Genomic DNA, 13,743 nt, shown 5'->3' on the forward strand with positions numbered 1-13,743 from the left:
TCGGAGACGGTCTTCGCCCGCTGTCTACTTGATCTCCGCGAGAACCGTACCCTGGGTGATCGCCGCGCCCGCCTCGACGGACAGGCCGGTGACCACGCCCGCCTTGTGCGCGTTGACCGGGTTCTCCATCTTCATCGCCTCGAGCACCAGGATCAGGTCACCCGCTTCGACGGACTGGCCTTCCTCGACGGCGACCTTGACGACCGTGCCCTGCATCGGCGCGGTGACCGCGTCACCGGAGGCCGCACCGCCGCCCACGCCGCCACGCTTGCGGGGCTTCGGCTTCTTGCGGATCACACCGGCGCCGTTGCTCGCCGCTCCAGCTGCTCCGGCGCCCACAGTGAAGTTTCCGGGCAGCGACACCTCGACCCGGCGACCGCCGACCTCGACGACAACCTTCTGTCGCGGCAGATCCTCGTCCTCGTCGGCCGCGGCGGCACTCACGCTGAACGGCTCGACAGTGTTGACCCACTCGGTTTCGATCCACTTGGTGTAGACCTCGAACCTCTCGCCGTCACCGACGAACGCCGGGTCCTCGACGATCGCCCGGTGGAACGGGATGACGGTGGCAAGGCCGTCGACCTCGAACTCGGCCAGGGCGCGTCGTGCCCGCTCCAGCGCCTGCGTGCGGTTCTCGCCGGTGACGATCAGCTTGGCCAGCATCGAGTCGAACTGTCCGCCGATCACGCTGCCCTGCACCACGCCGGAGTCCACGCGGACACCGGGGCCGGTCGGCTCCTTGTACACCGCGACCGGGCCGGGGGCGGGCAGGAAGCCGCGGCCGGCGTCCTCGCCGTTGATGCGGAACTCGAAGGAGTGGCCGCGCGGCTTCGGGTCTTCCTTTATCTCCAGCTCTTCGCCGTTGGCGATGCGGAACTGCTGGCGCACCAGGTCGATGCCCGCGGTCTCCTCGGTGACCGGATGCTCGACCTGGAGGCGGGTGTTCACCTCGAGGAACGAGACGGTGTCGCCCTGCACGAGGTATTCGACGGTGCCCGCGCCGTAGTAGTGGGCTTCCTTGCAGATCGCTTTGGCCGAGGCGTGGATCTTCGCACGCACCTCGTCAGTCAGGAACGGCGCGGGGGCCTCCTCGACAAGCTTCTGGAAGCGCCGCTGCAGCGAGCAGTCGCGGGTGCCTGCGACCACGACGTTGCCGTGCTTGTCGGCGATGACCTGCGCCTCGACGTGGCGGGCCTTGTCCAGATACTGCTCGACGAAGCACTCACCGCGGCCGAAGGCGGCGGTCGCCTCACGGGTAGCCGACTCGAACAGCTCGGGGATTTCCTCGATGGAGTGCGCGACCTTCATGCCACGACCGCCGCCGCCGAACGCGGCCTTGATAGCGACCGGAACGCCGTACTTCTTCGCGAATTCCACAACCTCGTCGGCGTTCTTGACCGGGTCCTTGGTGCCGGCGGCCATCGGCGCGTTCGCGCGTTCGGCGATGTGGCGGGCGGTGACCTTGTCACCCAGGTCGCGAATCGATTGCGGCGAGGGGCCGATCCAGATCAGCCCGGCGTCGATGACGGCCTGGGCGAAATCGGCGTTCTCCGACAGGAAGCCGTAGCCGGGGTGGATGGCATCGGCGCCGGACCTGGCGGCGGCGTCGAGGATCTTGTCGAACACGAGATACGACTCGGCCGAGGTCTGCCCACCCAGGGCGAAAGCCTCGTCGGCAAGCTTCACGAACGGGGCATCGGCGTCCGGCTCCGCGTACACCGCGACGCTGCCGATGCCGGCGTCCTTGGCTGCCCGGATTACGCGCACCGCGATTTCGCCTCGGTTAGCTACGAGTACCTTCGTGATCCGTGCGCTGGCATGGCTGGGCACTGAGCCTCCTGTGTGCAATCTTTGGTCGCTTCGCGGGGGGTGGGGTCGCTGCGCAGGGCTCCGCTCCCGTGGTCGACAAACTTACGTCTCGGGCGAGTGTAGGCAGTCTGCCAACAGACACAGAACTCGGCTAGCCCTACTCAACGGTAGGTCGTAGATCACAACCTACGCGGGCAGTATTCGGGACCGCAGTCCGCCCTACCTGCTGCGGGCGCGCCGTGCGGCGCCCGTAGGGACCTCGCCGGAATCATCTCCCTTGGTGATCGGCATCCGCACCGTGTTCCCCCATTCGGTCCAGGAACCGTCGTAGTTGCGGACGGTGTCATAGCCGAGCAGATAGGTGAGGACGAACCAGGTGTGGCTGGACCGTACACCGACCCGGCTGTAGACCACCAGGTCGTCCCGGCCGGCCAGCGGGCGGTAGATCTCGTCGAGTTCCGCGCGCGGGCGGAACCGTCCGTCCGGGGCGAGCGACTCGGTCCACGGGATGTTGAGCGCAGTCGGAATGTGGCCGTCGCGCAGCGCGGCGTACTGGGGGTTGTCCGGCTTCGGCGCACCGGAATACTCCTCGGGTGAACGCACGTCGATCAGCGGCTTGCCCAGGTGGGCGAGCACGTCCCCGCGGAAGGCACGAGCGGTGCTGTCGTCGCGGCGCACGGTCGGGTACTCGCTGGCGACACCGTAGGCGGGCTCGAAGGTCGCGTCGCGTCCTTCGGAGATCCATGCCGCCCGCCCTCCGTCGAGCAACCGCACGTCCTCGTGCCCGAACAAAGTGAAGACCCATGCCGTGTGCGCCGCCTGGGCATTGCCTCGATCGCCGTAGATCACCACCGTGTCGTCGACTTCGATTCCTTTGGCGCGCATCAGTTCGGTGAAGCGGGTTCCGTCGATATAGTCGCGCGTGACCGGATCGTTCAGATCGCCTCGCCAATCCAGCTTGGTGGCGCCCGGAACGTGCCCGATGTCGTAGAGCAATATGTCCTCGTTGGACTCGATGATCGCGAGTCCCTTCGTGCCGATGTTTGCCGACAGCCATTCGGTGGTTACTAGTCGGTGAGGATGTGCGTAGGAACCGAATGAGGAATGAGGATCCGGGGCAACGGGCACGATGGGGTCCTTCACGCGTGAGTAGGCGGTGGTGACAACGGCTTCGGGTCTCACAGCGATGCTAGGTGTGGGGCGATAGTGACTCTCGTTTCAGATCACAAATCGGCTGAGGACGAATTAATCGCACCTACATCCGATAAAGTCTCCCGAGAGGAGGGGTGAGCTATGTCCGATTCTTGGCCGCGGCGGCGACTGCTCGCGATCCTACGTGGCGCCAGCGAACCTCTCGACGCCCAAGAACTGGCCAGAATCACCGGACAGCACGTCACCACGGTTCGGTTTCATCTGGACGTCCTCACCAGGGAATCCCTCGTCCGGCAATTCCAGCAGCCACCTCGCGGCCGCGGGCGCCCGCGCATCGGATACAGCGCAGTCCAGCGATCGGTCGGCTACCAGGATTTGGCGCAGGTGCTCGCCGACCAGTTGGGGCCCGATCCGCGGCGTCGGTCGGAGGCTGCCGTCGCGGCAGGCCGGGCCTGGGGCGCCAAGCTCGATGTCGGCGACCATCGGATCGAATCGCTGGAAGACGCCAAAGACGTCACCATGACGCTGATGTCGGAGCTCGGCTTCGCGCCGGAACGCGATCCTTCTTCGGAGACCGACGAGCGGGTGTTGATCCGGCTGACGGCTTGCCCGCTGCGCGAGCTCGCGCGGACGCACTCCGAGGTGGTGTGCGGTGTGCATCTCGGCCTGATCGAAGAGGTGCTCGATCGCAACGGTGCGCGCGGCGAGGTCGATGTCCAGATGCATCCGTTCGTAGAGCCGGAGCTCTGCGTGGCGCGACTGGAACTCATTGCCGCGCGGCACGCTGAAACCCGCGAGGCGGCAACGGCAACGGTGCCCGCCGGTGGTGATGTGGAGATTCCCGAGCCGCTGAGCGCGCCGTCAGGCCGTGTGGCCCCACAACTGCGTAACTCCGACCCCAACGTCATCAAGCAATCGGCGCAGCAGTGGTAGCCCGATTCCGATGACGCTGGAGGGGTCGCCGTCGATGCGATCGACGAACCAGCCGCCCAGCCCATCGAGGGTGAACGCGCCCGCTACCTGCAACGGCTCGCCGGTCGCGATGTAGGCGTCCAGCTCGTCCGGTTCCGGCTTGGCGAAATGCACCGTGGTGGAACTGTGGTCTACCGCCTCGGTGGTGACCTGCCCGTTTCGCAGCCGTAGCACGCAGTGGCCGGTCACCAGGTCCGCGCTGCGCCCCGCCATGGCGCCCCAGCGGGCACGGGCGACCTCGGGGGTGTGTGGCTTGCCCTGCAGCTCGCCATCGATGAGCAACATCGAATCACAGGCCACCACCACACAATCGGTGGCGAGCTCGGAAATGTCGGCGGCGACGGCTGCCGCCTTGGCGCGGGCCAGTTCGACCACGACCAGCTGGGGCGCGGTGCCCTGGGGAAGGGCACGGGCCACCGCGTCCTCGTCCACGTCGGATACTCGGACGATCGGGTCGATGCCCGCCGAACGGAGTACTTCCCTGCGGGCAGGGGATGCGGATGCGAGAACCAGGCGCGTCACTCGCGCAGGTGGGACAGTTGGGGGAAGGCGTACGGGGAGAACGGCGAACTGCCGCGATGCATCAGCGTCGGGCGGCCCCACAGGTCCGGCGGACCGGACCGGCCCGCCGGTGCGACACCGTTCGCGGCGGCGGACAGGACACACACCAGCGCGGCGAGTTCCTCGTCGGTGGGTGCGCCCTTCACTATCCGGAAGAAGGGCTCCGCAGTGGCTTCGGCCGGTAGCGCGGCGGTCGCGTTCGCGTCGGTGGCCACTCGGACCTGATCCACGATCGGGTCGGCTGCGAGTTCCAGTTCGACGGCGCTCAACACATCTTCTTCTGCCACGGTCGTCACAGTGCCAGATCCTCTCTTTGCCTCGATCGCGTTGATTTGATCAGGCGTTCCCACATTTCGAAATACCCGAACAAAGCAGATCATCCTCGGATCCACTCATTGCGTCTCCGCAAGTGTGCGCGGCTTACGAGGATATCGCTTGATCACAGCGGGATGTTGCCGTGTTTCTTCGGCGGAAGGGTAACCATTTTGCGTTCGAGCAATCGCAGCGCCGATACGATTTGACCGCGCGTGTGCGACGGCGGGATGACCGCGTCCACGTAGCCGCGCTCGGCGGCGATGTACGGGTTCACGAGCGTGTCTTCGTACTCGTTCTGCAGCTCGAGCCGCAGCGCATCGACGTCTCCGCCCTCTCTGGCGGCCTGCTGCAGTTGCTTGCGGTAGACGAATCCGACCGCGCCCGATGCGCCCATCACGGCGATCTGAGCGGACGGCCAGGCGAGGTTCACATCCGCACCCATGTGCTTGGAACCCATAACGTCGTAGGCGCCACCGTAGGCCTTGCGGGTGATGATCGTGATTTTGCCCACAGTGGCCTCGCCGTAGGCATAGAGCAGCTTCGCGCCACGCCGGATGATGCCGTTGTACTCCTGGCCCGTGCCGGGCAGGAAGCCGGGAACGTCGACCAGGGTGATGATCGGGATGTTGAACGCGTCGCAGGTGCGCACGAATCGAGCCGCCTTCTCGGAGGCATCGATGTCCAGGCAGCCGGCGAACTGGGTGGGCTGATTGGCCACGATACCGACGCTGCGGCCGTCGATTCGGCCGAAGCCGACGATGATGTTCATCGCGCGCTCGGCCTGCACCTCGAGGAACTCGTCGTCGTCCAGCAGCCGACGGATCACCTCGTGCATGTCGTAGGGCTGGTTCGGGGAGTCCGGGATGATCGTGTCCAGCTCGAGGTCCTCGTCGGTGAGCGAGTCCTCGATCGCGCCCGAGACCGGGTCGGTGGCCGGGAACCGCGGCGCCTCGGCGCGGTTGTTGCTCGGCAGGTACGACAGCAGGTCCTTGACGTAGTCCAGCGCGTCCTGCTCGCCGGAGGCGACGTAGTGCGCGACGCCGGACTTGGTCATGTGCGTGTGCGCACCGCCCAGATCCTCCATGGTGACGTCCTCGCCGGTCACCGTCTTGATGACGTCCGGCCCGGTGACGAACATCTGGCTGGTGCCGTCGACCATCACCACGAAGTCGGTCAGCGCGGGGGAGTACACGTGACCACCGGCGGCCGGGCCCATGATCAGCGAGATCTGCGGGATCACGCCGGAGGCCTGGATGTTGCGGTGGAAGATCTCGCCGTAGAGGCCGAGCGAGACCACGCCCTCCTGGATGCGCGCGCCCGCGCCCTCGTTGATGCCGATCAGCGGACGGCCGGTCTTCAGGGCCAGGTCCATCACCTTGACGATCTTCTCGCCGTAGACCTCGCCGAGGCTGCCGCCGAACACGGTGACGTCCTGGCTGAAGATGCACACGTCACGGCCGTCGATGGTGCCGTAACCGGTCACCACACCGTCGCCGAGCGGGCGGTTGTTCTCCAGGCCGAAGTTCACGCTGCGGTGGCGTGCCAGCGCGTCGAGTTCGACGAAGGAACCCTCGTCCAGCAGGGCAAGGATGCGCTCACGGGCAGTCATCTTGCCCTTCGCGTGCACTTTGTCGATTGCGGCCTCACCCATCGGGTGCTTGGCCTCTTCCAGCCGATTCCGCAGGTCAGCCAGCTTCCCGGCGGTGGTGTGGATATCGGGGGAACCCGCCGGACCCGAGGCGGGCTGCTGCTGGACACTCGTCATGGCTCCGGAGTGTAACGAGTGCCAATGCTTCTTTCTATCCGACTCCGGGCTACCGGCGAGTAAAAACCGCAGCTAGATCAGGTTGCGTAACGCAAAATTCCTGGTCGATCGACGGGCGCGATCGGCGGAAAACGAGTATCGCCGCCGGGGGGTGTCCAGATAGCTTGATACGACCGATTCTCGAGCTCAGGGGAGGAGCCCGCCATGTGGGAATGGAGCAGGACGGTCACCGAATACGCCGCCGCGGCGGCGTGGACGAGCACACGGAGCGAGGAGACCGAGCCGAAGTACGGCGACGCCGAGTACCGGGCCGAGACCGAAGGGGACGAGACCGCGGAAGGTGACGGGGTGGGCATGGCGGCACGCGACCCGATCGGCGGGTACGACCTCGTCGGATAGCGCTGCGAGTAGCCTGCCCGGTGTGCAGAGGCCACCGTTGGATGCAGAGCAATTGCGGCGCAGTGTCATCGAGTCGCCCGAGCTGTCGTTCTTCTCCCAGATCGATGTGGTGGAGACGACCGGGTCCACGAACGCGGACCTGGTCGCGCGGGCAGGCGAGCCGGACACCGATCGTGTGGTGCTCCTGGCGGAGACACAGGAGCACGGCCGCGGTCGACACGCGCGGACCTGGGTGAGCCCGCCGCGGGCGCAGATCGCGATGTCGCTGCTGGTGCGGTTGCGCGGAATCGACTCGGCCGCGCTCGGCTGGCTGTCGCTGCTGACCGGCGTCAGCGTGGTAGACGCGCTACGCGAAACGGCGGGAGTCGCCGCGGACCTCAAGTGGCCCAACGACGTGCTGATCGACGGACGCAAGGTCGCAGGCATCCTCGCCGAGGTCGCGACGAGCGGCGGTGAGCCGGCCGTGGTGATCGGAGTCGGACTCAACGTGAGCCTCACCGAGGTGGAACTGCCGGTGCCGCATGCGACGTCGCTCACCCTCGCGGGCGCGGAGGAGACCGACCGGACTGTGCTGGTGCGGTCGCTGCTGGCCGAATTCGCCCGCCGCTTCACCGCATGGCGTGATGGGAACTGGGCGAACGGCGAGCTGGCTGCCGCCTACCGTGAACGATGCGCCACGATCGGTGCCCAGGTCCGGGCCGAGCTGCCCGGCGGTCAGGTGCTGACCGGCATGGCCGACGGCGTCGACGACGCGGGCCGCCTGCTCATCGGCGGCGAGGCGGTATCCGCGGCCGACGTCACTCATCTGCGCGCGGAAAACTGACCACGCGGAGTGCGCACTTCCGATCGCTCGGGAACCGGAAGATGCGGTGGCTGCATGCGTTGGACAGGCTGAAAGCGGCGCGGGCGGCCGTCCGGCGAATATTGCGGAATCGCCACGCCGGCAGACGATTGTCTAGCACGACGCGCTTCTGCGTCGGCTATTCCGGCATCCGCACGCGGTAGGGTGCCTGGCATGGGTTATCCGGAGGACGTGCTGGCGCCCGATGAGCAGCTGATACTCCATCGTCATCCGCATTGGAAAATGCTGTTCTGGCCCATCGTGACACTCATCGTCGCTACCGCACTCGCCGGTTTCGCGGGCGGGCTCATCTCACGCAAGGCCGAGGGAACCACGCGATCCGCGCTGCTGATCGCGGTGCTGGCGGTGTACCTGGTCATCCTCGGATGGCGTTGTGTCGCAGCGGTTCTCAGTTGGAAGTCGACTCATTTCATCATCACCGACCGTAGGGTGCTCGTGCGCCAGGGCGTGCTCACGCACATCGGCATCGACATTCCGATGAGCCGGATCTCCAGTGTCCAGTTCCGGCACGGGCTGTTCGATCGGATGCTCGGAACCGGGACGCTGATCATCGAGTCGTCCTCCTCCGAACCGCTCGAGTACGATGACATCCCGGCCGTGCAGCAGGTGCACGCGCTGCTCTACCACCAGGTGTTCGATGTCGAGCGCCACAGCGGTCGTGGCGGCTGGGACGACCGTGGCGGCTACCGATAAGCCGTAACCTGGGCAGATGACCGCTGTACTGCTGGCCGAGGACGACGAGGCCATCGCCGCGCCGCTGTCGCGCGCGCTCGGGCGCGAGGGCTATTCGGTGACCGTCGAGCGTTTCGGGCCCGCCGTGCTGAAGCGGGCACTGGAGGGTGACCACGATCTGCTCATCCTCGACCTCGGCCTGCCCGGCATGGACGGGCTGGAGGTGTGTCGGCAGGTGCGCGCCCGCGGCGCGGATCTAGCCGTGCTGATGCTCACCGCGCGCACCGACGAGGTGGACTTCGTGGTCGGGCTGGACGCGGGCGCCGACGACTACGTCGGCAAGCCCTTCCGGCTCGCCGAGCTGTTGGCCCGGGTGCGAGCCTTGTTGCGCCGCAGCGGCATCGGTGACGATACGGTGGAAGTCGGCGGTATCCGTTTGGAACCGGCCGCGCGACGGGTGCTGGTGAACGGCGTCGAAATCGGTTTGGCCAACAAGGAGTACGAGTTGCTCAAGGTGCTGATCGACCGGGCCGGGCAGGTGGTGCCACGCGAGACCATCCTGCGCGAGGTGTGGGGTGACGCCGAGCTGCGCGGCTCCAAGACCTTGGATATGCACATGTCCTGGTTGCGCCGCAAGATCGGCGACGAAGGGCCGATGGCCGAGCGGCGCATCGTCACCGTTCGCGGTGTCGGCTTCCGACTGAACACCGACTGACGTGCGCCGCCGGATTCTGCGTTCGATGCTCACCGTGCTGACCCTGACCACGGTCGTGCTCGGTGTGCCGCTCATCTATACGGCTTGGCTGTGGGTCGAGGACATCACCCGCAACGACTTGCAGAACCGACTGGAACGGATAGCCGCGGAGATCATTGCACAGGAGCACGGCGACGGCACGGTGCTCGGCGAGCTGGACACGCGGTCGGTGGCGCCATTGGTGCCCGAGAACGGCAAGCTCACCATCGTCTACCCGTCGCCGCAGGACAACGCCTCCCGGCGCGATGTCGGGGCGGACATTGTGTCCGACCCGTTGGTGGAGTCGCTGTCGATGGGCACATCGGGGTCGCTGCGCCTGGAGGTGCCCTCGGCGCCGATGCACGCCATGCAGCGTCAGGCGGTCGCGGTGGTGGGACTCGCCGTGCTCGTCTCGCTGGGAGCGGCGGTTGCGGTAGCGGTGGTCACCGCCCGCCGGGTGGCGGATCCGCTGCGCGACGTGGCGGCGCGTGCCGCGCGGCTGGCGATGGGCGATTTCCGGCCCGATCCACGTAGACACGGTATCTCGGAACTGGACCGCGTCTCGGACGTGCTCGATTCGGCGACCGTGGAGATCGCCGGGCGGCTGCAGCGGGAGCACGCGTTGGTCGCCGATGTGTCGCACCAGCTGCGCAGCAGGCTCACCGCCGTGCGGCTGCGCTTGGACGAACTCTCCGCGCACTCCGATCCGGAGGTGGTGCATGAGGCGGAGGAGGCGATGGCCCAGGTGGACCGGCTCACCGAAGCGATCGACGATCTGGTGCGGGCCTCGCGGGACGAGGACGCGACGGACCGCGATCCGGTGCCGGTCATGGACGAGCTGCGCGGTGTGGTCGCCGAATGGATGCACCCGTTCGCCGAGGCGGGCCGGACGCTGACGCTGACCGGCGACGAGTCGCTGCGCGCGCCGCTCACCGGATCGCGGCTGCGCGAGGCGGTGGCAGTGCTGGTGGACAACGCGCTGATGCATGGCGGCGGACCCTGCACGGTATCGGTACGCACGGTACGACCGGGCGGCGATCGCGAGCCGCTGGTGTGTGTCGAGGTCGCCGACGAGGGCGACGGGGTGCGCGACGAGCTGGCGCCGCACATCTTCGATCGGGGGTTCTCGGCGGGCGGTTCTACCGGCGTGGGACTGGCGCTGGCGCGGGCGCTGATCGAGGCCGACGGTGGGCGCCTGGAACTGCAGCGCCGTAGGCCGGCGCTGTTCGCGGTCTTCCTCGGGTCGTCGGCGTACCGGGCGCCCAACTCGGTGGTGGCCGAGCCGAGGTGACTCAGCTGTGGCCGAATTCCTCTTCCACGAGTTCCTCGAATTCCGCGACGATCTCGTTCATTTCGTCGGGGAAGACCCAGCGGCGCATCGCCCAGAACCGGAAGGCCATCTGCAGCAGGTTGCCGATGACGAAGGCGCTGATGAAGTCGGCGACATTCTCGACAGTGAAGCTCACATTGGGCTGGCGCAGGTCGAAAACGTAGCTGGAAATCCACAGCGGCGTGAAGGAGAGCACAACGCCGACGCCGCTGACGCCGAAGAAGAGCGCTGCCTCATGATGGCGTTCGCGTCCGCCCCGGTTCTTGAACGACCATTCCCGGTTGAGGATGTAGGACGCGATCACGGCGATGACGCCGGAAATGATCTTGGCGGTGACTGGCTTCTCCGCGAGCACCGTCCACTTCAGCATGTAGAAGATGCCGCTGTCGATCACGAAGGTGGTTGCGCCGACGATCGCGAACTTGATCAATTCCCGCTGCCGGTAGGCGATGTCTTGCAGCGGCTTGGGGAGGACGCTGACCACGTCGTCGACGAATGTCACAAGACCGGAGTGTACCGGTACGGTTCGTTCGCACCGGACGTGACAATATTGTCCGACGTGAGCACACGTTCTTTCGATCCTTCAACCATGCCCACCGTCACCATGGTCGGTGGCGGACAGCTGTCGCGTATGACCCACCAGGCGGCGATCGCGCTGGGCCAGCGGCTACGCGTGCTCGCCGAGAACCCTGACGACCCGGCCGCGCAGGTGAGCCCCGAGGTGGTGCTCGGCAGCCACACCGATCTGACGGCGCTGCGCAAGGCCGCGGTCGGCTCGCACGCGCTGACCTTCGACCACGAGCATGTGCTGACCGAGCACCTGGAGGCCCTGGTCGCCGAGGGCGTGAATGTCCAGCCGCCGCCGCAGGCCCTGGTCTACGCGCAGGACAAGTTGGCCATGCGCACCAAGCTCACCGAACTCGGGCTGCCCGTGCCCGCGTTCACGCCGGTGACTTCGGTGGCCGACGCGGTGCGGTTCGGGGCGGAACACGATTGGCGGATCGTGCTGAAGGCGGTGCGCGGCGGCTACGACGGGCGCGGCGTCTGGATGCCCGATTCTCCCGCCGCCGCCGAGACGATCGTCACCGACCAGCTCGCGTACGGCGTGGGACTGCTCGCGGAGGTAAAGGTCGACTTGAAGCGGGAGCTGTCGGCGATGGTGGCGCGTTCGCCGTTCGGGCAGGCGGCGACCTGGCCGGTGGTGGAGACCGTGCAGCGCAACGGTCAGTGCGTCGTGGTGATCGCGCCCGCGCCCGGCCTGCCGGAGTCCCGGGCCGCCGAGGCGGAGACCATGGCGCTGAACCTCGCCGAGGAACTGGGTGTTGTCGGGGCCATGGCGGTGGAGTTGTTCGAGACCAACGACGGCGTGTTGCTGGTGAACGAGCTGGCGATGCGGCCGCACAATTCCGGGCACTGGGGGATGGACGGCGCGCGCACCGGTCAATTCGAGCAGCATCTGCGCGCCGTGCTCGACTACCCGCTCGGCGACACAAGCCTGCTGGCGCCGGTGACGGTGATGGTCAACATCCTCGGCGCGCCCGAGTCTCCGGCCATGTCGATGGACGAGCGGCTGCACCACCTGTTCGCCAGGATGCCCGATGCCAAGGTGCACCTCTACGGCAAGGGCGAGCGGCCCGACCGCAAGATCGGGCACGTGAACATCCTCGGCGACGATGCAGCCGAGGTTCGGGAGAAGGCCGAGCGTGCGGCGCACTGGATGTCGCACGCTGTTTGGACCGACGGATGGGATCCGCATGAGTGAAGCAGGGGCAGTGACTCCGGCGGTCGGCCTGATCATGGGCAGCGACTCCGACTGGCCGACCATGGAGGCCGCCGCGGAAGCGTTGGCAGAGTTCGGCATCCGCTTCGAGGTGGGCGTCGTCTCGGCGCACCGCACCCCGCAACGCATGCTCGACTACGCGCGGGACGCCGCGGGCCGCGGACTGAAGGTCATCATCGCGGGTGCGGGCGGTGCCGCCCACCTGCCCGGCATGGTCGCCTCGGCCACACCGCTGCCGGTCATCGGGGTGCCTGTCCCGCTGAAGTACCTCGACGGCATGGACTCGTTGCTGTCTATCGTCCAGATGCCGGCGGGCGTGCCCGTAGCCACGGTCTCCATCGGCGGCGCCCGCAACGCGGGCTTGCTCGCCGCCCGCATCCTCGCCACCCACGACCCGGCCTTGCGCACCCGAATGGAACAGTTCCAGGCCGGACTCGAACTGATGGTCCTGGAAAAGGACGAAGCGCTCCGCACAAGACTCCTGGGCTGAGCGCCACGACGTGAACTTCACCGTGGGGAATCCGCCCGCTTGCCCCCTGGCTACGGTGAGTTCGTGACTACTGGCGACATCGCCCGGCCGCGGGGCAGCGACCCTGCGCAGTTCCGGCTCACAGTTGTGGATCAGGCATTGCGGTTGTTTGCCGAGAAGGGGTACGAAGCGACGACGGTGGACGAGATCGCGGAGGCGGCGGGAATTTCCCGGCGGACATTCTTCCGGCAGTTCCGGTCGAAAGAAGACGTGATCTTCGCCGATCATGAGTCGCAGCTGGCGCAGGCGGCAGAGTTCCTCGCCGCGTCGCGCACGGATCCGTGGGAAGCGGTGTGCGACACGGTGGTGCAGGTATTCGAGCGGTTCACCCACTGGCGGGAGATCGCGGTGCGCCGCTATCGGGTGGTGCGCCAGGTGCCCGCGCTGCGCGAACGGGAGATCGTCACCGTCTTCCGCTATGAGCGGCTGTTCACCGACTACCTGCGCGAGCGGCTGCCCGAGGTGCCGGATCTGGCGCGGGTGCAGTTCGCCGCGGCCGTCACAGCGACGCACAACTACCTGCTGCGCCGGATGGTGCGCGGTGAAGCAGCCGCGGGTGCCGCGGATCTGCGACTGGAGCTGGCCGCGATTCCGCGCGGCGCACGGCGTGAATCGAACGCCGACGAGCTGGTCGTCGCCGTGTTCCCCCGCGACATTGCGCCCCGACAAGTCGCCGAGCTGCTCGCCCGCAAGCTGGGAACGTTGTGACGCCCAAGTGCGACCGATCTGACACTGAGTGCCATGATTCATACATGGGCAAACTTAATCTAATCGCGTACACTTGCTGTGAATATGGCACTGAGTGCCGAATGGCTGAGCACCGTTCCGCGGAGTCAGCGATCACGACCGACGACCAGGAGTGAG

15 protein-coding genes are annotated in these 13,743 nt (G+C 67.0%); 9 read left to right on the forward strand and 6 right to left on the reverse strand.

What is annotated here, in order from left to right; all coding sequences use genetic code 11:
• Window positions 1–24 precede the first annotated feature (24 nt).
• Together OH799_RS29830 and OH799_RS29835 are read right to left on the reverse strand one after the other, a co-directional pair.
• Window positions 25–1,830 carry an acetyl/propionyl/methylcrotonyl-CoA carboxylase subunit alpha gene (locus tag OH799_RS29830; protein WP_406270906.1) on the reverse strand — a complete coding sequence of 602 codons (1,806 nt, stop codon included), beginning with the start codon at window positions 1,828–1,830 and terminating at the stop codon, window positions 25–27.
• Between the two features lie 198 nt (window positions 1,831–2,028).
• A complete protein-coding gene (locus OH799_RS29835) occupies window positions 2,029–2,937 on the reverse strand; it encodes a sulfurtransferase (RefSeq protein ID WP_406270908.1) in 909 nt (302 codons plus the stop codon).
• A 165-nt stretch (window positions 2,938–3,102) separates the two neighbouring features.
• On the opposite strand from OH799_RS29835, the gene OH799_RS29840 reads away from it, so the two are divergent.
• Window positions 3,103–3,894 (forward strand): helix-turn-helix transcriptional regulator, encoded by a 792-nt coding sequence (locus tag OH799_RS29840; protein ID WP_406270911.1) that lies wholly within the window; start codon window positions 3,103–3,105, stop codon window positions 3,892–3,894.
• Here OH799_RS29840 and OH799_RS29845 read toward each other — a convergent pair.
• The 3 genes from OH799_RS29845 to OH799_RS29855 all read right to left on the reverse strand — a co-directional run bounded on the left by OH799_RS29845 (window position 3,823) and on the right by OH799_RS29855 (window position 6,574).
• Window positions 3,823–4,455: a nucleoside triphosphate pyrophosphatase gene (locus tag OH799_RS29845; protein ID WP_406270914.1), complete on the reverse strand. Its 633-nt coding sequence runs from the start codon at window positions 4,453–4,455 to the stop codon at window positions 3,823–3,825. The two genes, OH799_RS29840 and OH799_RS29845, sit on opposite strands and share 72 nt — an antisense overlap.
• Window positions 4,452–4,790, reverse strand: a complete 339-nt coding sequence (locus OH799_RS29850) for an acyl-CoA carboxylase subunit epsilon (protein WP_406270917.1) — start codon at window positions 4,788–4,790, stop codon at window positions 4,452–4,454. The genes OH799_RS29845 and OH799_RS29850 overlap by 4 nt, the downstream gene beginning before the upstream one ends.
• 143 nt (window positions 4,791–4,933) lie before the next feature.
• Window positions 4,934–6,574: an acyl-CoA carboxylase subunit beta gene (locus OH799_RS29855; protein ID WP_406270919.1), complete on the reverse strand. Its 1,641-nt coding sequence runs from the start codon at window positions 6,572–6,574 to the stop codon at window positions 4,934–4,936.
• A 204-nt stretch (window positions 6,575–6,778) separates the two neighbouring features.
• Here OH799_RS29855 and OH799_RS29860 point away from each other — a divergent pair, with 204 nt between their 5' ends.
• From OH799_RS29860 to OH799_RS29880, 5 genes are all read left to right on the forward strand, one after another.
• Window positions 6,779–6,973 carry a hypothetical protein gene (locus tag OH799_RS29860; RefSeq protein WP_406270922.1) on the forward strand — a complete coding sequence of 65 codons (195 nt, stop codon included), beginning with the start codon at window positions 6,779–6,781 and terminating at the stop codon, window positions 6,971–6,973.
• Window positions 6,974–6,995: 22 nt separating this feature from the next.
• Window positions 6,996–7,796: a biotin--[acetyl-CoA-carboxylase] ligase gene (locus tag OH799_RS29865; protein ID WP_406270925.1), complete on the forward strand. Its 801-nt coding sequence runs from the start codon at window positions 6,996–6,998 to the stop codon at window positions 7,794–7,796.
• Window positions 7,797–7,988: 192 nt separating this feature from the next.
• A complete protein-coding gene (locus OH799_RS29870) occupies window positions 7,989–8,528 on the forward strand; it encodes a PH domain-containing protein (RefSeq protein ID WP_406270928.1) in 540 nt (179 codons plus the stop codon).
• A 16-nt stretch (window positions 8,529–8,544) separates the two neighbouring features.
• Entirely contained in the window at window positions 8,545–9,222 is a 678-nt protein-coding gene (locus OH799_RS29875; RefSeq protein WP_357265890.1) for a response regulator transcription factor, read from the forward strand.
• A 1-nt stretch (window position 9,223) separates the two neighbouring features.
• Window positions 9,224–10,531, forward strand: coding sequence for a sensor histidine kinase (locus OH799_RS29880; RefSeq protein WP_406270932.1), 1,308 nt, complete (start codon window positions 9,224–9,226; stop codon window positions 10,529–10,531).
• A gap of 1 nt (window position 10,532) precedes the next feature.
• Here the strand turns inward: OH799_RS29880 and OH799_RS29885 are convergent, their stop codons facing one another.
• Window positions 10,533–11,072: a GtrA family protein gene (locus tag OH799_RS29885; protein WP_406270935.1), complete on the reverse strand. Its 540-nt coding sequence runs from the start codon at window positions 11,070–11,072 to the stop codon at window positions 10,533–10,535.
• A 39-nt stretch (window positions 11,073–11,111) separates the two neighbouring features.
• Between OH799_RS29885 and OH799_RS29890 the strand changes: the two genes are divergently transcribed.
• The 3 genes from OH799_RS29890 to OH799_RS29900 all read left to right on the forward strand — a co-directional run bounded on the left by OH799_RS29890 (window position 11,112) and on the right by OH799_RS29900 (window position 13,587).
• Complete coding sequence (locus OH799_RS29890; protein WP_406270938.1) at window positions 11,112–12,332, forward strand: 5-(carboxyamino)imidazole ribonucleotide synthase; 1,221 nt, start codon at window positions 11,112–11,114, stop codon at window positions 12,330–12,332.
• Window positions 12,325–12,840 carry a 5-(carboxyamino)imidazole ribonucleotide mutase gene (gene purE, locus OH799_RS29895; RefSeq protein ID WP_357265885.1) on the forward strand — a complete coding sequence of 172 codons (516 nt, stop codon included), beginning with the start codon at window positions 12,325–12,327 and terminating at the stop codon, window positions 12,838–12,840. Before OH799_RS29890 ends, purE begins: the two co-directional genes overlap by 8 nt.
• 63 nt (window positions 12,841–12,903) lie before the next feature.
• Window positions 12,904–13,587 (forward strand): TetR family transcriptional regulator, encoded by a 684-nt coding sequence (locus OH799_RS29900; RefSeq protein WP_406270942.1) that lies wholly within the window; start codon window positions 12,904–12,906, stop codon window positions 13,585–13,587.
• The last annotated feature ends 156 nt before the right edge of the window (window positions 13,588–13,743 follow it).

Origin of the sequence: Nocardia sp. NBC_00881, assembly GCF_045207455.1 — a bacterium.
Lineage (GTDB): Bacteria > Actinomycetota > Actinomycetes > Mycobacteriales > Mycobacteriaceae > Nocardia.